Genomic DNA, 18137 nt, shown 5'->3' on the forward strand with positions numbered 1-18137 from the left:
TTCTAAACTTTTTGCCGCCGCTTCGCGGGGGCGGACGCCGTCGTATGGTGCCGTTGCCGAGCTTGTTCCGTAGCGTTTTCCCCTTCTCCAGTCTTTCGCGTTCGCACCCTTGCCGAAGGCACACAAAAAGTTTTGAAGGGGAGTCCAGAGGGGAAACTTTTCCAAAAGTTTCCCCTCTGGCCGCCGGAGGCATTCCCCGGTGCCCGCGCCTTGCGCGGGCACCGGGGAAAGGGTAGGTTCGCCGCATGACCCGTATAGCGATCATGTCCGACGTGCACGGCAATTTCGAGGCGTTGAAAGAGGTCCTGGCCGATATGGACCGTCAGTCCGTGGACGCGGCGTATTGTCTGGGGGACATGATCGGGTACGGGCCGCAGCCGCAGGAGTGCGTGGACCTGTTGCGCGGGCGCGGGGTGGAATGCTCCATGGGCAACCATGAGCAGGGGCTGATCAATATTCACTATCTGCGCGGCTTCAACCAGCCCGCGGCGGACATGCTGCGGCGCACGCGCGAGATGATTTCGGAGGAGACGTACGAGTGGCTGACCTCGCGGCCCAAGTCCATTGTGGCGCACGGCTGCCGGTTCGTGCACGGCCTGCCGCCGGACTCGATTACCGAATACCTCTGGAAATACCGGGACGAGATGGCCGGGATCTTTGCGCGCTACGCGGAGGATGTGTGCTTTGTCGGTCACACCCATGACCTGGGGCGCTACACCAGCCTGCGCGGCAAGGTGGCCCGGCATGCGCTGCCCGAGGGCGAGACCGTGCTGGAGGATGGGGTGCGGCATCTGGTGAACATCGGCGCCGTGGGCCAGCCGCGCGACGGGAACAATCGGGCCAAGTACGGGGTCCTGGACCTGGGCAGCCGGATTCTGACCATGCGCTTCGTCCCCTACGACATCAAGAAGACCGCCGACCTGATTATTGCCCACGGCTTCCACCGAGGGTTCGCCGACCGGCTCTGGTGACGGACCCGCGCCGCAGGCGCCAAACGGGTGCAGGGGTGCGAACCCCTGCCCGCCGGAGGCGAAATCACCCATCCGTCGCCGCGAAGCGGCCTTCAAACCTGATTTCCCATAGCTCATGAATAAAGCCCCCGCGCAGCGCTGCGCGGGGGCTTTTCGTTCTGTTCGGTGGCGGCCCGCTAGCGGACCAGGACCTCCACCCGGCGGTTGCGCGGTTCGGACTTGCCGTCCGGGGTGGGGATGAGCGGGTTTTCCTCGCCGTGGGAGGTCATCTCGATGATGTCCTCGGGCATGCCCGCCTTGACCAGCAGTTCGCGGACCTTTTTGGCGCGGCGCACGGACAGGTCGTAGTTGTATTGTTTTTCACCGAGGGTGTCGGTGTGCCCGATGACCGACACGTCGCGGGAGACCCGGGCCTTCCAGCTCCCGATGATGTCCGGGATGAGGGCCTTGGACTCGTCCGTGAGCTTTGTCGAGTCGCTGTGGAAGTGGAGGATGAACCGGGCCGTGGGTTCGGGCTGGGCGGCCATGGCCGCGCCGAACTGGGATTGGACCTGGGCGTCGCTCAGGGTGGTCACCTTGTCGGTGCCGGTGACGGCCTGGTTGGCCTGGTTCAGGGTGGCGGTCTGTCCGCCTTCGGAGGTCACCGTGACCTCGCCCACGTGGCCGTCCAGGTCGGGCAGCAGGACGATGGTCTGTCCGCCGCCGCAACCGGCGAGCATCAGGCCGACAAAAAGGATGAGTGCGTATTGTTTCATGGTGCGCTCCTAATCGACCTTGATCAGGAACCGGGTGCCCCGGATTCCTATGGTGGACAGCGGGGTCTCCACGGCCATGGCGCCGGGCCTGAGCTTGGCGATCTGGCCGGAGATGAACTGGACCGTGCCCTTGTTCACCCGGGTCAGGAAGTCGAGCTGGTCCTGGGTCGGGTCAAAGACGAAGGTGTCGATGGTCACCCTGGAGCCGGGCCCCAGGGAGAGGAGCGTGTCGTCGCGGAAGATCACGCCCATGGAGGAGTCCTTGCCCGTGATCAGGGTGTCGCCCTGGAGCAGGTAGTCGCCCACCGAGGCGGGCAGCCGCTCGCCCAGCCGTTCCACGAACGCCTCGCCGCTCACGGTCTTGACCGTGCCCACGGCCTGGGCGCGCTCCATGGCCAGGGGTGCCCGGGCCAGGCCTACGATGCAGAGGAATGCCAGGGCCGCGATCCCGGCCCAGGGGCGTTTGCCGCGATGCGGCCGAGCGGGCGGCCGGGCGGCGATTTCGGTTCGGGACATGGGCATGACCTCCGGATTGAATGCGGAATACCAATTTCCCCATACGCCTATCCCCCTTGAAAGGCTACGTCTATTATAATCAATCCCCATTCTGGACGCTTTACATCAAGATTTTCGATGCAACCCCCTTGACACCTATACCCCGTATAGGTATACGGAAGGCGAGGGCGCCATATAGGGTGCAGGTTATAATGTTCAAGTATTTAAACAGGCCATATGGTTTGTAAGAGTGTGAGAACCCTGTGTCGAACGTGAACAAGTCAACTTTGGAGGGAGCATGAAAAGCAAGCTCATCCTGGCCGTGGCAACGGCCCTGATCACCGTATTCGCCGTGTCCATGGCCTTTGCCATGGGCGGGGGCAACGCCCGCAAGGGCAAGTTCCTGTACCGCAAGAACTGCCGTTCCTGCCACGGCTCCACCGCCAGCGACCTGAGCCCGGCGGACAAGACCCAGGCCGAGTGGACCGCCCTGTTCTCGGACACGGGCAAGATCCAGTGCAGCCCGGACTGGACGGTCAACGAAAAGGACCTGAACGACATCTTCTCCTACCTGCACGACTACGCCAAGGACTCCCCGTCCCCGGCCAAGTGCAGCTAACGCAGTGCGGCTCAAGCCGTGCCGGGCGCTGACCGGCGCGGCCCTTGCGCCCTCCTGGAGGAGGCGGGGCGCAGCTCGACACTAACGGTCCCCCTTGCCCCGAGCCGGGAAGCCGGGGCGGGGGGAGGACCCTACCCGACAGTAGTGCGGACAGCTGGAGGTACTCAGTGCCCAGAGCAAAGCAGACGATGTCCCGCCGCGACTTTTTCCGGGCCTCCGGCCTGGTGGCGGCAGGGGCTGTGGGCGGCCCGGCCCTGCTCGGCGGCCTGGCGAAGGCCCGCGCGGCATCGCCCGCCAAGCCCGCCTGGGATTCCAGGTTTTCGGCTTGCGACATGTGCTTCAACAAGTGCGGGCTCATCGCCCGCGTCGAGAACGGGGTGGCCACCAAGCTCGACCCCAATCCCAAGTTTCTGAAATCCAGGGGCATGCTCTGCGCGCGCGGCAACGCGGGCCTGGCCCAGGTCTACGACCCGGACCGCCTCAAGCATCCCTTGCTTCGCAAAGGCGCGCGCGGCGAGGGCAAGTGGCAGCGCATCCCCTGGGACGAAGCCCTGGACATGGCCGCGCTGAAGATGGCCGAGGTCCGTGAGAAGTACACCCCCTGCGGGCACCTGTTCACCGCGGGCTCGGACCTGCAGTCCCAGTTCGTGGGCCGGTTCGCGGAGGTCTACGGCTCCTTCAACGTGACCTCGCACGAGTCCCTGTGCCTGGTCTCGGGCAGCCGCGCCTTCCTGGACACCTTCGGCGAGGTGCCGTTCGCGGACGTGCTCAATTCCAGGTACATCATGATGGTCGGAGCCAACCGTTTCGAGGCGTTGGTCACCCCGGACTCCATCGACCTGATGACCGCCATCCGCGAGAACGGCTGCAAGCTGGTCACGCTCGACCCGCGCTACACCAAGACCGCGGCCCTGTCCCACGAGTGGTATCCGGTCAGGCCCGGCACGGACATGGCCTTCATGCTCGCCCTGGCGCACGTGATCATCAACGAGAAGCTCTACGATCCGCAGTGGATCGCGGACAAGACCTTCGGCATGGAGCAGCTCACGGCCCACGTGCGGCGCTACACGCCCGGCTTCGCGGCCGAGCAGTGCGGCATCCCGGCCGAGGACATCGCCCGCATGGCCAGGGAACTGGCCGCGGCCGCCCCGGCGTCCATGGTCTATCCCGGCCGCCGCACCTCGGACTACGAGGACTCCACCCAGATTCGGCGCAGCTTCGCCATCGTCAACGGGCTGCTCGGCAACTGGGACAAGCCCGGCGGCCTGCTGGCAGCGCGCCAGGTGGGCCTCAAGGGCGTGCCCTTTGATGCCCCCTGGTACGACGAGAACCGCGAGGACCGCATCGACGCGGGCAAGGTGCCGATGATGTTCGAGCACGAGGGCTCCTTCGTGGTGACCCGCGACGCGGTCCTGGCCGACGACCCGTACCCCATCCGGGGCTGGTTCATCTACAAGACCAACCCCATGGGCACGGCCCCCAACCGCAGGAAGACCATGGAGATGATGAACAAGATGGACTTCGTCACCGTGGTGGACATCGCCATGTCCGACACCGCCTGGATGGCCGACCTGGTCCTGCCGTCGCCAAGCTACCTGGAGCGCAAGGACCCGTGTTCGGGCCTGCAGGGCTCCGTGGCCTGCGCCTGCGTGGTCAAGCGCGATCCGGTCATCGACCCGCTCTACGAGTCCCGGCCCCTGTTCGAGATCATGAAGGGCATCGCGGACCGCATGGAGCTGGGCGAGTTCTTCGACTTCACCATCGACGAGTACCGGGAGAAGCAGACCCGCGACATCCCCGAGGCGCTGGCCGTCATGGACCGTGACGGCGTGTACTACAACCCGTCCAAGGTCTACGGCATTTACGAGGGGCGCATCTACAAGACCCTTTCCAAGAAGGTCGAACTGTACAACCAGCGCTACGAGCAGATGGGGTTGGACCCGCTGCCGAACTACACGCCCCCGGCCCCGCCGCCCGACAACCGGTTCCGCATGGTCATCGGCCGCAACGCCATGATCACCCAGTCCTCCACGGCCAACAACACGCTGCTGCACCAGTTCCTGCCGACCAACACCCTGTGGCTCAACACCGAGGCCGCGGGCAGGCTCGGCATCCAGGACGGCGACCTGGTCGAGGTGGCCAGCCCGGTGGGCAGCCAGGAGCTCAGAGCCGAGGTCACGGACCGCATCCGGCCGGACACGGTGTTCATGCTCTCGGGCTACAACACCCTGTCCACCATGCAGCATCTGTCCCACGGCAACGGCGCTTCCATCAACGAACTGTTGGACGACGATTTCGACGCCATCACCGGCAACGCGTCCATGCACACCACGTTCGTCTCCGTAACAAGGAAGGTGGCGTAATGGCACAACAACTCGCCATGGTCATCGATGCGGCCAAGTGCATCGACTGCAAGGGGTGCGTGGCCGCCTGCAAGGTCGCCAACAACGTGCCCGAGGGCCAGTTCCGCAACTGGATCAAGCACGCCGGATTGCGGGCCGTGCCCGGCATCTCGGACAGGACGGCCCGGTTCCAGCCCGGCGCGTGCATGCACTGTGAAATCCCGACCTGCGTGGCCGCCTGCCCCACGGGCGCGACCTACAAGGACCATGACACCGGGGAGGTCGTCATCGACCAGGCCCTGTGCATCGGCTGCGGCAACTGCATCCCGGCCTGCCCGTATCAGGCGCGCTACCGCAACGAGATCACGCGCAAGGCGGACAAGTGCAACTACTGTCCCGAGCGCCGCGCCGCCGGGCTGCAGCCCGCCTGCGTGGACACCTGCCCGACCAAGGCGCGGGTCTTCGGCGACATCAACGATCCGACCAGCGCGGCGGGCGCCCTGTTCCTCAAGAACAAGGAGCGGCTGACCCGGGTGGCGGCCAAGACCAACACCCTGCCGAACATGTACTATCTCGGCGATCCCGGACCGGGCGACTGGGGGGGCGAGGCCGTGGTGCCCGCCTCCATGGTGGCCATGAAGGAGTCCGCGCCGTTCATCAAGGGCATGGTGGCCCTGTCCGGCCTGGGCGTCCTGGCCATGCTCGGCCGCCAGCTCTTCGCCGGTTCCGATCATAAGGAGGACAGCGATGCCCGGTAAGACCCACAAGCGGCACGACCGCTCCGACATCTTCATCCACTGGTTCAACGCGGCCTGCTGGCTGCTGCTCCTGCTGACCGGCGTGGGCTTGATCAGCAACCCGGACATCGATCCGTTCGGGTCCGGCTACCCCGCGTGGCTGCGATCCATGGTCGGCGGCGGGGGCAATCTGCTGGCCATCCACGAGGGCATAGGCCTGGTCTGGATCGCGGGCTTCATCCTCTATATGCTGGTCAATTTCCGGGGGGCGCGGTTCTTCCTGGGCGAGATATTCGCGGTCAGCCCGGCTCGGGACATGGGCTGGATGCTCAAGAAGATGGTCCTCATGACCCTGGGGCCCAAGGCCCTGCGCATGGTCGGCGTGGACCCGGACCTGCCGGACCAGGGGTATTACAACATGGGCCAGAAGGCCTTTGCCCAGGTCTCGGTGGTCGGCGGCGTGGTCATTGCCGTCACCGGGGTGATCATGTACCTGTCGGACCGGACCTTCGGGGCCGAGGCCACGGGCATGGTCGGCTGGGCCGTGGCCGGGCACTTCATTGCCGTGGGGCTGGTCTTCGCGGGCCTTTTGGTCCACGTGTACATGGCGGCGGTCTCGCCCGAGGAGCGGCCCGGCTTCAGGTCCATGTTCACCGGCGTGGTCCCGGACGGCTACGCCAAACATCACCACAGGTTGTGGTGGGAAAAGGTCAGGACCGAGCCCGGACAGGGTTCGGAGCAGTGAAATAGGGTCCCGCCCCGGGAGGAGGCGGGAAGGGAAAACAATCCTTTAGGAAGGGAGTGTCTCATGCACAGGAAGTTCATTGCCGCGGCGATGCTGCTGGCGTTCGCGGTGGCAGCTGCGGCCGCGCCGGCCATGGCCCAGGAAGAGGCCAAGTTCAAGCAGTTCCACTCCATCGTGGACTACAAGTTCGTGGCCAAGTACGCCAAGATGCCCAAGCCCAAGAACGTGATGATCATCGACTCCAGGCCGTACAAGCCCAAGTACGTGGACGGCTACATCCCCACGGCCGAGTCCATCCCGGCCAGCCAGTTCGACAAGATGACGGACAAGCTGCCCAAGGAAAAGGACGCGCTGCTGATCTTCTACTGCGGCGGCCTGGCCTGCCCCCTGTCCCACAAGTCCGCCTTTGCGGCCGAGGCCATGGGGTACACCAACGTCAAGGTCTACGCGGCCGGTTTCCCGGATTGGAAGCAGCACGCGCCGTACTATTCCATCGGACTGGAGAACCTCAACGCGCGCATCAACGAGGGGGGCAATTACCTGCTCATCGACGCCCGTCCCTACAAGAAGTTCCTGGACGGGGCCATCCCGTCCGCCATCGGCATTCCGGAGCGCGACTTCGCGGCCAAGCGCGGCCTGCTGCCCGAGGACAAGACCGGCACCACGCTGATCTACTACTGCGGCGGCCATGCCTGCGCCCTGTCCCACAAGTCCGCCGTCATGGCCCGCTCGCTGGGCTACAGGAACGTGCTCGTGGCCGAGGCCGGCTACCCCGGCTGGAAGGAGATGTTCGGCGGCGCCGAGAGCGCGGTGGTCGCGGGCGAGGCAGAGGGCGCGGTGGACACCGCCTGGTTCCTGAAGACCATTGAGGACAACCCGGACGCCATCCTGCTGATCGACGTGCGCGATCCCGAGGAGTACGCGGCCGGGCACTTCCCGTCCGCCGTCAACATGACCGTGGACATGATCGAGAAGCAGGCCAAGGATATCCCCACGGACAAGCCCATCGTCTTCTCCTGCGCCACGGGCGCGCGTGCGGGCGAGGCCTATTATCTGTTCAAGGACATGCGCCCCGATGTGGAAAAGGTCTTCTATCTGGAAGCCACCAACTCGTTCGGCGAAGACAACAGCTACGAGGTCCATCCCAACAAGTAGGGACCGGCCACAGACGTCCGGGCACGGCCCGGCACGCCGCAAACAGCAAGGCGGGGAGCGCGTATGCCTGGAATCATCACCTGTGTCGCATGGCTGCTCCTCGCCTTTTGCGTGCTCGGCGCCCGACCCGTCCGGGCCGACGGGAACGAGGTCTGGTGGGCGTCGGCCGAGGCCGAGGCCAAACGCGACGACTACCGCCTGATCGATGACAACGGCCTGAGGACGCTGGTCGGCTCCGGGGCGGACATGGTTCTGCTCGACGCGCGGGCGGACTACGAGTACGGGGCCGGGCACATCCCGGGCGCGGCCAACCTGGAGTTCGACCTGGGCGACGACCTGGACCTGTCGCGGGAGAAGCGCGAGGCCCTGGCCGGGCTGATGGGGCCGGACAGGGACCGGCTGCTGGTCATCTACTGCCGGAGCTTCAGGTGACTGCGCAGCTCCATTGCGGCGCGCTGGGCAGCGCGTCTCGGTTACACCCGGGTCTACCGGTATCCGGCCGGGTTCCACGGCTGGAAGGCGAAGCATCCCGACCTGGTGGAGGGCGAACCCGAAGCGGTCCACGTCCTGGCCGTGGGCGAGGACTTCCCCACCTGTCGGGTGGCGGTGCTCAACGGCGACGAGGACCGGAAGTACCTGGATCTGCCCGAGGGCGCGAAGTTCCTGCAGCTCTCCGAGCTCACGGCGGACTTTGTGCTCATACAGCTCTACAACACCCTGTGCAGCGACTGTGTGGCCGAGACCAAGATGCTCACGCGGTTCTTCCAGAGGGTCGAGGAAGACCCGGAGCTGGCCGGGCGGCTCAAGATCATCGGCATCGGGGTCTACGACTCCAATCTGTCCGTGGTCCGGTTCCGCAAGCACTACGACGTGGCCTACCCGCTGTTCTCGGACAAGAGCGGGCAGATATTCGAATGCCTGGGCCAGGCCGAGCTGCCGCTGGCCTACCTGGTCCGGTCGCGGGGCGACGGCACCTGGCGCATAGAATTGATCAGGCGGGGCTACTTCGAGCCGGACGAACAGTTTCTGGACGTCCTGCGGGCGGCGGTGAAGAGAAGGCCCAGGGACTAGCCTTCGGCCACGGCCGAAAGGAGGGCCAGCATGGTGTCGGCAGCGGCCAGATAGACCGGGTCGGGGTCGGCCCCGGCCAGGGCATCGCGGAAGCGGCCCACCCACGGGGTCATGACCTCGCCCGCGAACCGGGCCGCCTCGCCGGCCAGGGCGGGATTAGCGGTCCAGCCTTCGGCGCAGAGGTGGAAGAGGTATTCCAGCTCCAGGGCCAGGTGGTCGGGCGGTTCGTTGGAAGGCAGTGAGATTTCGAGCCCGGCCTTTGCCAGCCGGTCGCGCATGGCCAGAGCGCTTCGGCCCATGATCCGGCCCGCGCCGTCCCGGTGGCAGGACTCGTAGAGCGGGGCCGGAACGCCGCCGGGCCCGGCGATGAACAGGCGGATGTATTCCGCCTCGAGCGGGGAGAAATCCCCGGTCTCGACATGGGGCGCGAGGGCGTCGCCCAGCCCCTCGAGCGGTCCGGCCTGGATGGCGGGAAAATCCTGGACACGGCCGAGGAGTTCGGGCACTCCAAGGGTTGCCAGTTCCCTCCATCCCTGTTCGTCCGGCCCGCGAAACACGGCTGCGCACAACTCCATCAGGTTGAGCAGCGCAATCTTCGATTGGGAAATCGTCATGGTGGGAACCCCCGGCAAGCGATGGACAATACCCTACGACAGTAAGGTAAAGTGCACGGCGGGGCAATGGGAACATGGCTTGAGACAAAGGAGAGAGAGATGGACGAGCACATGTGCGCTGAAGAACAGGCCCTGAAGAAGAACGTCTTGTCCCGCATGAAGCGCATCGAAGGTCAGGTGCGCGGCATCCAGGGCATGATCGAATCCGGCAAGGAGTGCCAGGACATCCTGGTCCAGGTGCGGGCCGTGCGTTCCGCCCTGCAGTCGGCCAACAAGCTTATCCTCAAGCGCTACCTGCTCAGGTGCTACGCCGAGTCCGTGGAGAGCGGCCAGGACGCCAAGGAGTCCCTGGACAAGTTCATCTCCGTGGTCACCGGCTTTATCGAAGGCTGATCGAACCTTTTGGAGTGATTGATGAAGAAACTGTTTCTAGCCCTGGCCTTCGCCCTGCTGTTCTGTCAGCCAGTGGCGGCGAAGACCAACTACAACGTCTGCTTCCACTCCCTGGACGCGGACGTGGACGGCCGCATGTCCAAGGGCGAGTTCCTGGTGGCCTTTTCCGACGGCGACACCTCGGTCTTCGACCAGGCCGACGCGGACAAGGACGGCTCGGTCTCCTCCGAGGAATGGGAGGACTACCAGGCCAGCCAGGGGTTCAAGACCCACGAGTAGCCGACCCGCCAAAACGGCGAAGGGGGCGCGGTCCATGCGGACCGCGCCCCCTTCGCCGTTTTGGCGTCCGTGCCTTGGCTATTCGCCCAGCCCCAGGGCGCGCAGGAAGCCCGGGTCCTCGGTCCAGCCCTCGCGGACCTTGACCCACAGCTCCAGGTGGACCTTCCGGCCGATGAGCTCGGCGATGTCCTTGCGGGCCTGGGAGCCGATGGCCTTGAGGTTTGCGCCCTGCTTGCCGATGATCATGCCCTTGTGGCTCTTGCGCGAGGTGTAGATGACCGCGTTGATGACCACCATGTCCTCGCGGGATTTCTCGTCCCACTCCTCGATCTCCACGGCCGTGGAATAGGGCAGTTCCTGCCTGAGCGAATAGAACAGCTTCTCGCGGATGATCTCCGAGGCCATGAAGCGCAGGGGCACGGTGGAAATCTGGTCCTCCGGGAACATCTGCGGCCCCTCGGGCGTGTGTTCCAGGATGCGCTCAAGCAGCTCGTCCGTGCCCTTGCCCTTGAGCGCCGACACCGGCACGAACTCGGCCTCGGGCCACAGTTCGGCGAGCTTCGCCATGAACGGCAAGAGCTGGTCCTTCTCCTTGACCCGGTCGATCTTGTTCACCGCCACCAGCACCGGGCGGCCCGCCTCGCTGACCGGCTTGACCAGGGGGGCGATCTCCTTGTCCAGCAGGTGCGGCTTGGCGCAGTACAGGGCCGCGTCCAGGAGGACCACCACCGCGTCGGACGAGGCCAGGGCGTTCCAGGCCGATTCCAGCAGGAAGCGGTTCATCTTGCCGCGCAGCCGGTGGATGCCCGGCGTGTCCAGGAAGATGAGCTGGGCGTCGTCCGTGGTCAGGATGCCGCTGATGCGGTTGCGCGTGGTCTGCGGCTTGGGCGAGACGATGGCCACCTTCTGCCCGAGATAGGTGTTCATCAGCGTGGACTTGCCCGCGTTGGGCGGCCCGATCAGGGCGATCATACCGAATTTGTGCATGTATTACCTTTGGTTGTCCGCGTCGTTTCCGGGCCTGCCGTACCGTTCCTCGGCCAGGCGCACCTTTTCGACGATGCGGCGGTAGTAGTCGCTGGACGTGTCCAGGGTTATGGGGCGGCGGCGCCGCTCGTTCATCTGCATGATCATCACGTTCAACTTCTGGACCTGCCGGTACCGCTCCTGTTCGTCCTCCATGCTCTCAAGCAGGTCGATGGCGGTGTTGATCTCCTTCTCCTCCAGCACTTCGGCGGGAAGGTGCCCGGAACTCTTCAGGATCCGGTAGGCCATGCGCAGGTCCGGCGGCAGGTTCGCGGCCTCGTCCGGCAAAAGGGGTTTGCCCATGCCTTCCAGGTCCTCGAATTTGCCCTCTTTCTCGGCCTTGCGGATGAGTTCTTCGGCGATGACCGCCGTCACGTTGAACATGGCGGGGATTTTCCCACACTCCGTGGGGGGAGTCAAAGGGTGGATTGGCCCCCGGGAAGGGGCAATCTCCCCCATGTGTTCATAGAAAAGCCGGGGAGTGGGAGAGATAAGGAAAGCCGCCCGTTGGGCGGCGATGGATGGAAAGATACGCGCCTGTGGCGCGAGAGCCGCTGTGCGGGGTTGCGCCCCTGCACTTGCTCCCTGCCCTCCCGGCGGGGTCCATTTTTTTGCTGGCCCAAAAAAATAGACGAAAAAAAGGGCCTGGAGAGGAGCGCGGCCGCCCGGAGAACGCGGGGCAAGAAGCTGATCCGCTCGGGTCGGCTCCCGAATCGAGGCTCGCTGCGCTCGCTCCGATTCGAAGAGCCGCCGCCCCTCGCGGTCAGCTTCTAACCCCGCGTTCAAGGGCTAGTTTGAGTGAAGGGAAGAGGGAGCGGTGGGACACTGTTGGGCGTGCCTCGGCGCGTGACAGGGGAGAGCCGCTGTCGGACGCGAGCGTCCGAATCGCTCCACGGAAGCCCTTACGCGTTCCTGCCGGGCATTACGCCAAGCAAAACGCAACAACCAATTCATTCATACGGAGGGCGGCAATCGGAAGCGGACCCTATAGCCCGTCCTATGCGGCGGAGCGACGGCTGGACCGCGTCTGCGGCAGACATCTGTCCAGCCAGCGAAAGCCGTCTACGGGTTCTTGGGTCCGCTTCCGTCGCGCTCGCACCACAGCGCAGTTTTTGCTTCCTTTTTTCTGCGCCAGCAAAAAAGGAAGTCGCCGCAAAGGAGAAATCACAAAGTAGGGAGGACAGCCAAGAGTCCGGACGCGAATGCGCGGACATACTTCAAGTTCAATACCTAGCTCAAAAAAAGGGAAAAGGCCCTAACCCCGCTCCCCATGAAGGAGTAACTTCCATCGCTTGGCCTCGTCCCAGTTGAACCCGCCGGGTACACAGGGCCAGATGGAATTGTTCTGGAAGAGCGGCTCGTCCTTGAGCGGATACGGGCTGGCCGCGCAGGCCGTTTCGAACATGGGGGAACCCGGGATGGGCGTGTAGTGCGCCAGGTGGGGGCGGAACCCGTAGGCGCGCACGTGTTGAACCGCCTCCTCCACGTTGCCGAGGTCCTGGCCGGGTAGGCCGAACAGGATGTACACCCCGATGTCGTCCAGGTTGAAGCCCGCGTTGAGCAGGTTGCGCGCCCCGGCCTTCCACTGCTCGCGGGTCAGCTTGACGTCGTGGCGGTGATCGAAGTCCGTGGTTTCCAACCCCAGACGCACCGTGGTCAGTCCGGCCGCCTTGAGGCGCTCGCAGACATCGACGGTCAGGTGGCGGACGTGCATGGCGTTGGGCGTGTGCAGGCGCGGGGCCATGTCGGACGCGGCCAGCCCGTCCAGGACCGGCCAGAGCCAGCGGTCCGGGTTGACCAGCAGGGCGTCGTCGTAAAAGGCGAAGTCGCGCACGCCCCGCTCGTATTCGGATCGAATGCCTACCATGACCGCTTCGGCTCCGGACTGGCGGAAGCGCGGATACAGGGCGTTGCTGGCGCAGTACTCGCAGGCGAACGGGCAGCCGCGCGAGCCGAGAACAATGGAATAAGCGGGGTCGGCATAGAGGTCGAGTGCCAATGAAAGGCCATCTTTATCAGCCTGTTGTGGGATGTCGAAATCAATCAACTCCCAGAAGCGCGACCAGTTCTCCGGGCCTTCCAGCGGCCCCTGCTGGAGGTGGGCGTCCGTGTGGCGCGCGGCGTGGTCCCCGCACAGGGTGGCGTAGGTGCCGCCCAGGAAGCGGGGCGCGTCGGGCCACAGTTCGGCGCAGATGTCGAGGATGTCCAGGGCCCCGGGATACCAATAGGTCATGATGGTCGTGACCAGCACGGCGTCGGGCGCGGGGTCGAGAGCGGCCAGGGCCTCGATGACCCGGTCGCGCGGCAGGCCGTATCGCGAATAGCGGCGGTCCATGAAGGCGAGCGGCGCGGGCGGCTCGATCTCCTCCTTGGGGTAGTGGCCGGTGCCGTATTTGCCGGGTTTTGGCCATTTCAGGCCGAGGTCGGGGGCGGCTTCCCAGGTCGGGGCCAGGCAATCAAGGAGGGCCACCGAGGCCCCGGCGCTGCGCAGCATGTCCAGGCAGGCGAGCAGTCCGGCGGGGCGCGACCAGACGTTGAAGGCCGCGAAGTCGGTGATCCACGGATTGATGCCGAGCACGCGCGGGCCGGGCTCCCGGCCCTGCGGCGCGGACCACGGAATGTGCGGAAACGCGGGACGGGCCATGGCGGCTAACGGGTCAGGAGGTTGGTCAGGATGGTCAGGCCGAGCATGATGATGACCACGACGAGCAGGATGTTGGTCACCTTGTCCCGCCGCTTGACCCGTTCGGCCTTGGACCGGGTGAACTGGCCGACGATGAGAAAGACCAGGCCGAGGATGATGATCAGTTTGACGAGCGTGCCCATGGGGAGGGTGTAGCGGATTTCCCGGTAAAAGTCTTGTTCGCAAGGGGGCGTGGATGGCGCGGCAAAAGTGCGGTTACGGCCTGATCCAGATGATCCCGCACTGCCGCCCGGTGTCGCGGACCGGGCTCGCGCACGCCTTGCGGTAGGAAAAGAACGTCTCCTCCATGGTCATGGTGCACAGGTCCAGGCCGAATATCTGGCTTTCGGGCACGCCCGCGTTCATCAACTGGTCGCGGGTCAGTTGCCAGAGGTCCATGGTCCTGGCCTCGCGGTCGTACCAGGGGCGGAACCTCGGGCCGAAGTCGGTCTCGAAGTTGACGAACTCGGCGGCGGTGGGCCCCAGGCTGGGGCCGCGCACGGCAAAGACGTCCTCGGGATTCAGGTCGTAGTGTTCGCAGAATCGGCGCACGCCCGAGCCGGGGAAATCGATCTTGTTGCCCCGCCAGCCCGCGTGCAGTCCGGCCACATACCTGCCCGAGCGGTGGGCCAGGAGGATGGGCTGGCAGTCGGCGGTCTTGACGACCAGGCCGTGCCCGGGCGCGGCCGTGGTCATGCCGTCGCCGTCCTCCGAGGCGTGCTCGTCGGGCGAATGGGGCGCGGGGTCGAAGCGGATCACGTCGCCGTGCACCTGGTTGAGCTCGCACCAGCCGGTCAGCCCCATGCGCGAAAAGACCATGCGCCGGTTCGCGGCCACGGCCTCGGGCTCGTCGCCCACGTCAAAGGAGATGTTGGCCGAGTCGTGGGGCGGCTCGGACACGCCCCCCTGCCGGGAGGTGAAGGCGCAGGCGACTTGCGGAATTTCGGGAAATTCGAACGGGAAAAAGGCTATGGCCGCCATAGTTCCTCTTCGGTGCAGACCACGTGGACCGGCTTGTCCCACGGCTGGGTGGGCACGCTGTCGATGAGCTGGAATTCGTGGGCCACGCCCACCACCAGGGTGTCGCGCAGAGGGGGAGTTGCCAGCAGCCGGTCGTAGTATCCGCCGCCGAAGCCGAGTCGGTTGCCCTGACGGTCGAAGCCCACGCCGGGCACCAGCGCGATCTGCGGGCAACACGTGTCCACCGGCGGGCACTTCAAAGCGTCCGGCTCCATGATGGAGAACGCGCCGGGCACCAGCTCGTCCTCGCAGGCCGCGCAGGCCATGTCCATCAGGCCCGGCTGGTCCGGGCGGCAGCGGGGCAGGAGCACGCGGCAGCCGCGCTGCCACAGCTCGGCCAGCAGCGGGCGCAGGTCGATCTCGCCGCGCACCGGCCAATAGAGCAGGGCCTCGGTGGCGTTTTTCCATTCGAACAGGGTGCGGATCATCGACACGGCCCCCTCGCTGGCCCGGGCCACCTCCTCGGCGGACAGGGCGGCGCGGCGGTCGATGAGCTGCCTGCGCAGTGCGGTCTTTTCCGGTTCAGCCATGCGGGCACCATAGCATGCCAGGGGGAGACAATCCAGCTTCAAGCGGTGAAATCCGGGTGACGCCGACATGCCCCTTGGATTTCGGGCCGTCTTGTTCTATCTTGACGGTCGCTACGCATCAGCCACCCATACGGAGACCGAATGGCCGCAAATATACTGATTCTCGACGACGAAAAGAACTATCTGCTCATCCTGGAATCCATCCTGGAGGACGAGGGGTACAACGTGACCACCCTGTCCGATCCGGAGATGGGTCTGGCCTACCTCGAGGATTCCGAGGTGGACGTGGTCCTGACCGACATGAAGATGCCGGGCATGACCGGCCAGGACGTGCTCGAGCACTGCAAGAAGAACTATCCGCATATCCCGGTCCTGATCATGACCGCCTTCGGGTCCATCGAGGCGGCCGTGGAAGCCATGCGCATCGGGGCCTACGACTACATCACCAAGCCGTTCGCCAACGAGGAACTGCTCCTGTCCATCTCCAAGGCCGTGCAGTACGCCTCCACCCAGCAGGAGAACATCCGCCTGAAAAAGGAGATCCGCGACCGCTATTCCAAGGACAACATCATCGCCCGGGGCAAGGGCATGGAACAGGTCCTGGACATGGTCGACCGAGCCGCGCCCAGCAAGTCCACGGTGCTCATCCTCGGCGAGTCAGGCACGGGCAAGGAGCTCATCGCCCGGGCCATCCACACCTCCTCGCCCCGGCGCGAGGCCCCGTTCGTCACGGTCAACTGCATGGCGCTCAACCCGGGCGTGCTCGAATCCGAACTCTTCGGCCACGAAAAGGGCTCCTTTACCGGTGCCACGGCCATGCGCAAGGGCCGCTTCGAACAGGCCAACAAGGGCACGCTCTTCCTGGACGAGATCGGCGAACTGACCCCGGAACTTCAGGTCAAGCTCCTGCGCGTGCTCCAGGAACACCAGATCGAGCGCGTGGGCGGCACCGAGACATTCGACGTGGACATCCGCATCGTGGCCGCCACCAACAAGAATCTCCAGGAATCCGTGGCCAAGGGCGAGTTCCGCGAGGATCTCTTCTACCGCCTCAACGTGGTCTCCATCTTCATGCCGCCCCTGCGCGAGCGGCGCGAGGACATCCCGCTGCTGGCCGCGCATTTCCTTGAAAAGTACAACAAGGAAAACCAGATGGAGATCACCGGCTTTTCCTCGGCGGCCATGGACTACCTGACCGCCTACGAATGGCCGGGCAACGTCCGCCAACTGGAAAACGTGGTCGAGCGGTGCACGGTCCTGGCCCGGGCCGACGTCATCGACGCCGACGACCTCCCGCCCGAGATCAAGGACGAGGAGGCCCAGTTCAAGTCCGCCGTGGACCTGCTGCCCACCAAGCTCAACCTGGCCGACACCATGGACAAGATCGAGGGCGCCCTGGTCAAGCGCGCCCTGGTGCGCACCGACTTCGTCCAGGTCAAGGCCGCCGAGATGCTCGGCCTCTCCAAATCCAACCTGCAATACAAATTGAAGAAATACGGCCTGACCGGCAAAGCCAAGTAATGATCGTCCTCGATTACCCGTACGTCTCCCGGTTCCTCACGGATTCCATCCTGGAACTGGGCCAGCCCGTGCTCGACACCCCGCAGGCCCGCGCTCTTGCGGGCGACGCCCCCCTGGACTACATCGACGAGATAGAATTCTCGGCGCGCCTGGCCCTGGGCGGCAAGGTCTACACCAACTCCGAGAACGGCCTGGAACACGTCCTGCGCTGCCGCTGCAACGAGGACCTCGCCCGGCAGATCGACATCTGCAAGGACAAGGCGCTCTTCCGCGAGACCGTGGCCGGGCTGCACCCGGACTACCGGTTTCAACGCGTGCCCTTCGACCAATTGGCCGACTTCGACCCCACGGCCCTGGACGGCCCGTTCATCGTCAAGCCCACGCGCGGCTTCTTCTCCCTGGGGGTGCACGTGGTCGACACCCCGGCGGACTGGCCCGCCGCGGTCAAGGCCATCGAGGCCGAGCGCGCGGCCCTGAACGCCGAATACCCCGAGGCCGTGGTCAGCGGCGGCGAGTTCATCATCGAGCAGGCCATCCACGGCGAGGAGTACGCCATCGACGTGTACTATGACGCCGAAGGCGACCCGGTGGTCACCAACATCCTGCACCACACCTTCCTGTCCGCCGCCGACGTCTCGGACCGCCTCTACTACACCTCGGCCCGGATCATGGAAACCTGGCTGCTGCCGTTCACCGACTACCTCCGCGACGTGGGCCGCCAGTGCGGGTTCCGTGACTTCGTCACCCACATCGAGGTTCGCGTCACCGACTCGGGCGACATCCTGCCCATCGAGGCCAACCCGCTGCGCCTGGCGGGCTGGTGCGTGGCCGACCTGACCCACCACGCCTGGGGCTTCAACCCCTATGAGTGCTATTTCAAGGAACTGCGCCCGGACTGGGACGCCATCCTGACCGAAAACCAGGGCACGGCCACGGTCATGGTCATCGGCGATCTGCCGTCCTCCCTGGACCGTACCGCCATCCGTTCCATCGACTACGCTGGATTCCAATCGATGTTCTCCAACATCCTGGAATTGCGTGAAATCGATTATCGCCAATACCCGGTCTTCGCCTTCGCCTTTGCCTCCATGCCCGAGGCCGAGCTGGACGCCCTCAAAGCCACCATCATGCAGGACTTCACCTGTTTTGTGGTGACCGGGTAAAGAAGCCTCCGGCGGCCG

Annotated in this window: 20 protein-coding genes; 11 read left to right on the forward strand and 9 right to left on the reverse strand. The window is 65.2% G+C overall.

What is annotated here, in order from left to right; all coding sequences use genetic code 11:
• The first annotated feature begins 245 nt into the window (after positions 1 to 245).
• Complete coding sequence (locus BerOc1_RS10900; protein ID WP_071545732.1) at positions 246 to 971, forward strand: metallophosphoesterase family protein; 726 nt, start codon at positions 246 to 248, stop codon at positions 969 to 971.
• A 176-nt stretch (positions 972 to 1147) separates the two neighbouring features.
• On the opposite strand, the gene BerOc1_RS10905 is transcribed toward BerOc1_RS10900, so the two are convergent.
• Together BerOc1_RS10905 and BerOc1_RS18685 are read right to left on the reverse strand one after the other, a co-directional pair.
• Positions 1148 to 1726: an OmpA family protein gene (locus tag BerOc1_RS10905; protein ID WP_071545733.1), complete on the reverse strand. Its 579-nt coding sequence runs from the start codon at positions 1724 to 1726 to the stop codon at positions 1148 to 1150.
• Positions 1727 to 1735: 9 nt separating this feature from the next.
• On the reverse strand, positions 1736 to 2242 hold the full coding sequence (locus BerOc1_RS18685) for a FecR family protein (RefSeq protein ID WP_165610811.1): 507 nt from the start codon (positions 2240 to 2242) through the stop codon (positions 1736 to 1738).
• A 277-nt stretch (positions 2243 to 2519) separates the two neighbouring features.
• Between BerOc1_RS18685 and BerOc1_RS10915 the strand changes: the two genes are divergently transcribed.
• The 6 genes from BerOc1_RS10915 (at position 2520) to BerOc1_RS19415 (ending at position 8890) form a co-directional block, all read left to right on the forward strand.
• Positions 2520 to 2840 carry a cytochrome c gene (locus BerOc1_RS10915; RefSeq protein ID WP_071545734.1) on the forward strand — a complete coding sequence of 107 codons (321 nt, stop codon included), beginning with the start codon at positions 2520 to 2522 and terminating at the stop codon, positions 2838 to 2840.
• A 188-nt stretch (positions 2841 to 3028) separates the two neighbouring features.
• Positions 3029 to 5203: a molybdopterin-containing oxidoreductase family protein gene (locus BerOc1_RS10920; RefSeq protein WP_071545735.1), complete on the forward strand. Its 2175-nt coding sequence runs from the start codon at positions 3029 to 3031 to the stop codon at positions 5201 to 5203.
• Positions 5203 to 5940, forward strand: a complete 738-nt coding sequence (locus BerOc1_RS10925) for a 4Fe-4S dicluster domain-containing protein (protein ID WP_071545736.1) — start codon at positions 5203 to 5205, stop codon at positions 5938 to 5940. The genes BerOc1_RS10920 and BerOc1_RS10925 overlap by 1 nt, the downstream gene beginning before the upstream one ends.
• A complete protein-coding gene (locus tag BerOc1_RS10930; RefSeq protein WP_071545737.1) occupies positions 5930 to 6664 on the forward strand; it encodes a formate dehydrogenase subunit gamma in 735 nt (244 codons plus the stop codon). The genes BerOc1_RS10925 and BerOc1_RS10930 overlap by 11 nt, the downstream gene beginning before the upstream one ends.
• A gap of 63 nt (positions 6665 to 6727) precedes the next feature.
• A complete protein-coding gene (locus BerOc1_RS10935; RefSeq protein ID WP_071545738.1) occupies positions 6728 to 7819 on the forward strand; it encodes a rhodanese-like domain-containing protein in 1092 nt (363 codons plus the stop codon).
• A gap of 63 nt (positions 7820 to 7882) precedes the next feature.
• Positions 7883 to 8890, forward strand: a complete 1008-nt coding sequence (locus BerOc1_RS19415; RefSeq protein ID WP_271121194.1) for a rhodanese-like domain-containing protein — start codon at positions 7883 to 7885, stop codon at positions 8888 to 8890.
• Here the strand turns inward: BerOc1_RS19415 and BerOc1_RS10950 are convergent.
• Entirely contained in the window at positions 8887 to 9504 is a 618-nt protein-coding gene (locus BerOc1_RS10950; protein ID WP_084641396.1) for a TorD/DmsD family molecular chaperone, read from the reverse strand. The genes BerOc1_RS19415 and BerOc1_RS10950 overlap by 4 nt on opposite strands.
• A gap of 99 nt (positions 9505 to 9603) precedes the next feature.
• Between BerOc1_RS10950 and BerOc1_RS10955 the strand changes: the two genes are divergently transcribed.
• Both BerOc1_RS10955 and BerOc1_RS10960 read left to right on the forward strand, forming a co-directional pair.
• Entirely contained in the window at positions 9604 to 9897 is a 294-nt protein-coding gene (locus tag BerOc1_RS10955) for a metal-sensitive transcriptional regulator (RefSeq protein WP_071545742.1), read from the forward strand.
• 21 nt (positions 9898 to 9918) lie between these two features.
• Entirely contained in the window at positions 9919 to 10176 is a 258-nt protein-coding gene (locus tag BerOc1_RS10960) for an EF-hand domain-containing protein (RefSeq protein WP_071545743.1), read from the forward strand.
• A 78-nt stretch (positions 10177 to 10254) separates the two neighbouring features.
• On the opposite strand, the gene era is transcribed toward BerOc1_RS10960, so the two are convergent.
• From era to BerOc1_RS10985, 6 genes are all read right to left on the reverse strand, one after another.
• Positions 10255 to 11163 carry a GTPase Era gene (era, locus tag BerOc1_RS10965; RefSeq protein WP_071545744.1) on the reverse strand — a complete coding sequence of 303 codons (909 nt, stop codon included), beginning with the start codon at positions 11161 to 11163 and terminating at the stop codon, positions 10255 to 10257.
• A 3-nt stretch (positions 11164 to 11166) separates the two neighbouring features.
• On the reverse strand, positions 11167 to 11586 hold the full coding sequence (locus BerOc1_RS10970; RefSeq protein ID WP_071545745.1) for a DnaJ family domain-containing protein: 420 nt from the start codon (positions 11584 to 11586) through the stop codon (positions 11167 to 11169).
• Between the two features lie 871 nt (positions 11587 to 12457).
• A complete protein-coding gene (locus BerOc1_RS10975) occupies positions 12458 to 13846 on the reverse strand; it encodes a B12-binding domain-containing radical SAM protein (protein WP_071545746.1) in 1389 nt (462 codons plus the stop codon).
• A gap of 5 nt (positions 13847 to 13851) precedes the next feature.
• Entirely contained in the window at positions 13852 to 14028 is a 177-nt protein-coding gene (locus tag BerOc1_RS19120) for a hypothetical protein (protein WP_165610812.1), read from the reverse strand.
• Between the two features lie 73 nt (positions 14029 to 14101).
• Entirely contained in the window at positions 14102 to 14866 is a 765-nt protein-coding gene (locus BerOc1_RS10980; protein ID WP_071545747.1) for a purine nucleoside phosphorylase YfiH/LACC1 family protein, read from the reverse strand.
• Entirely contained in the window at positions 14854 to 15435 is a 582-nt protein-coding gene (locus BerOc1_RS10985) for a 5-formyltetrahydrofolate cyclo-ligase (protein WP_071545748.1), read from the reverse strand. Before BerOc1_RS10985 ends, BerOc1_RS10980 begins: the two co-directional genes overlap by 13 nt.
• Before the next feature lie 141 nt (positions 15436 to 15576).
• Here BerOc1_RS10985 and BerOc1_RS10990 point away from each other — a divergent pair, with 141 nt between their 5' ends.
• A complete protein-coding gene (locus tag BerOc1_RS10990) occupies positions 15577 to 16956 on the forward strand; it encodes a sigma-54-dependent transcriptional regulator (RefSeq protein ID WP_071545749.1) in 1380 nt (459 codons plus the stop codon).
• Positions 16956 to 18119 carry an ATP-grasp domain-containing protein gene (locus BerOc1_RS10995; protein ID WP_071545750.1) on the forward strand — a complete coding sequence of 388 codons (1164 nt, stop codon included), beginning with the start codon at positions 16956 to 16958 and terminating at the stop codon, positions 18117 to 18119. The genes BerOc1_RS10990 and BerOc1_RS10995 overlap by 1 nt, the downstream gene beginning before the upstream one ends.
• Positions 18120 to 18137 lie beyond the last annotated feature (18 nt).

Origin of the sequence: Pseudodesulfovibrio hydrargyri, from assembly GCF_001874525.1 — a bacterium.
Taxonomy (GTDB): domain Bacteria; phylum Desulfobacterota; class Desulfovibrionia; order Desulfovibrionales; family Desulfovibrionaceae; genus Pseudodesulfovibrio; species Pseudodesulfovibrio hydrargyri.

What these genes read in the sequence shown, in the direction of transcription:
- BerOc1_RS10930 (WP_071545737.1), top strand. Translation starts at nt 5,930, where the DNA reads ATGCCCGGTAAGACCCACAAGCGGCACGACCGCTCCGACATCTTCATC.
- BerOc1_RS10925 (WP_071545736.1), top strand. Translation starts at nt 5,203, where the DNA reads ATGGCACAACAACTCGCCATGGTCATCGATGCGGCCAAGTGCATCGAC.
- BerOc1_RS10920 (WP_071545735.1), top strand. Translation starts at nt 3,029, where the DNA reads ATGTCCCGCCGCGACTTTTTCCGGGCCTCCGGCCTGGTGGCGGCAGGG.
- era (WP_071545744.1), bottom strand. Translation starts at nt 11,163, where the DNA reads ATGCACAAATTCGGTATGATCGCCCTGATCGGGCCGCCCAACGCGGGC.
- BerOc1_RS10975 (WP_071545746.1), bottom strand. Translation starts at nt 13,846, where the DNA reads ATGGCCCGTCCCGCGTTTCCGCACATTCCGTGGTCCGCGCCGCAGGGC.
- BerOc1_RS10980 (WP_071545747.1), bottom strand. Translation starts at nt 14,866, where the DNA reads ATGGCGGCCATAGCCTTTTTCCCGTTCGAATTTCCCGAAATTCCGCAA.
- BerOc1_RS19120 (WP_165610812.1), bottom strand. Translation starts at nt 14,028, where the DNA reads ATGGGCACGCTCGTCAAACTGATCATCATCCTCGGCCTGGTCTTTCTC.
- BerOc1_RS10995 (WP_071545750.1), top strand. Translation starts at nt 16,956, where the DNA reads ATGATCGTCCTCGATTACCCGTACGTCTCCCGGTTCCTCACGGATTCC.
- BerOc1_RS10905 (WP_071545733.1), bottom strand. Translation starts at nt 1,726, where the DNA reads ATGAAACAATACGCACTCATCCTTTTTGTCGGCCTGATGCTCGCCGGT.
- BerOc1_RS10950 (WP_084641396.1), bottom strand. Translation starts at nt 9,504, where the DNA reads ATGACGATTTCCCAATCGAAGATTGCGCTGCTCAACCTGATGGAGTTG.
- BerOc1_RS10960 (WP_071545743.1), top strand. Translation starts at nt 9,919, where the DNA reads ATGAAGAAACTGTTTCTAGCCCTGGCCTTCGCCCTGCTGTTCTGTCAG.
- BerOc1_RS10985 (WP_071545748.1), bottom strand. Translation starts at nt 15,435, where the DNA reads ATGGCTGAACCGGAAAAGACCGCACTGCGCAGGCAGCTCATCGACCGC.
- BerOc1_RS10955 (WP_071545742.1), top strand. Translation starts at nt 9,604, where the DNA reads ATGGACGAGCACATGTGCGCTGAAGAACAGGCCCTGAAGAAGAACGTC.
- BerOc1_RS10900 (WP_071545732.1), top strand. Translation starts at nt 246, where the DNA reads ATGACCCGTATAGCGATCATGTCCGACGTGCACGGCAATTTCGAGGCG.
- BerOc1_RS10990 (WP_071545749.1), top strand. Translation starts at nt 15,577, where the DNA reads ATGGCCGCAAATATACTGATTCTCGACGACGAAAAGAACTATCTGCTC.
- BerOc1_RS10970 (WP_071545745.1), bottom strand. Translation starts at nt 11,586, where the DNA reads ATGTTCAACGTGACGGCGGTCATCGCCGAAGAACTCATCCGCAAGGCC.
- BerOc1_RS10935 (WP_071545738.1), top strand. Translation starts at nt 6,728, where the DNA reads ATGCACAGGAAGTTCATTGCCGCGGCGATGCTGCTGGCGTTCGCGGTG.
- BerOc1_RS10915 (WP_071545734.1), top strand. Translation starts at nt 2,520, where the DNA reads ATGAAAAGCAAGCTCATCCTGGCCGTGGCAACGGCCCTGATCACCGTA.
- BerOc1_RS18685 (WP_165610811.1), bottom strand. Translation starts at nt 2,242, where the DNA reads ATGTCCCGAACCGAAATCGCCGCCCGGCCGCCCGCTCGGCCGCATCGC.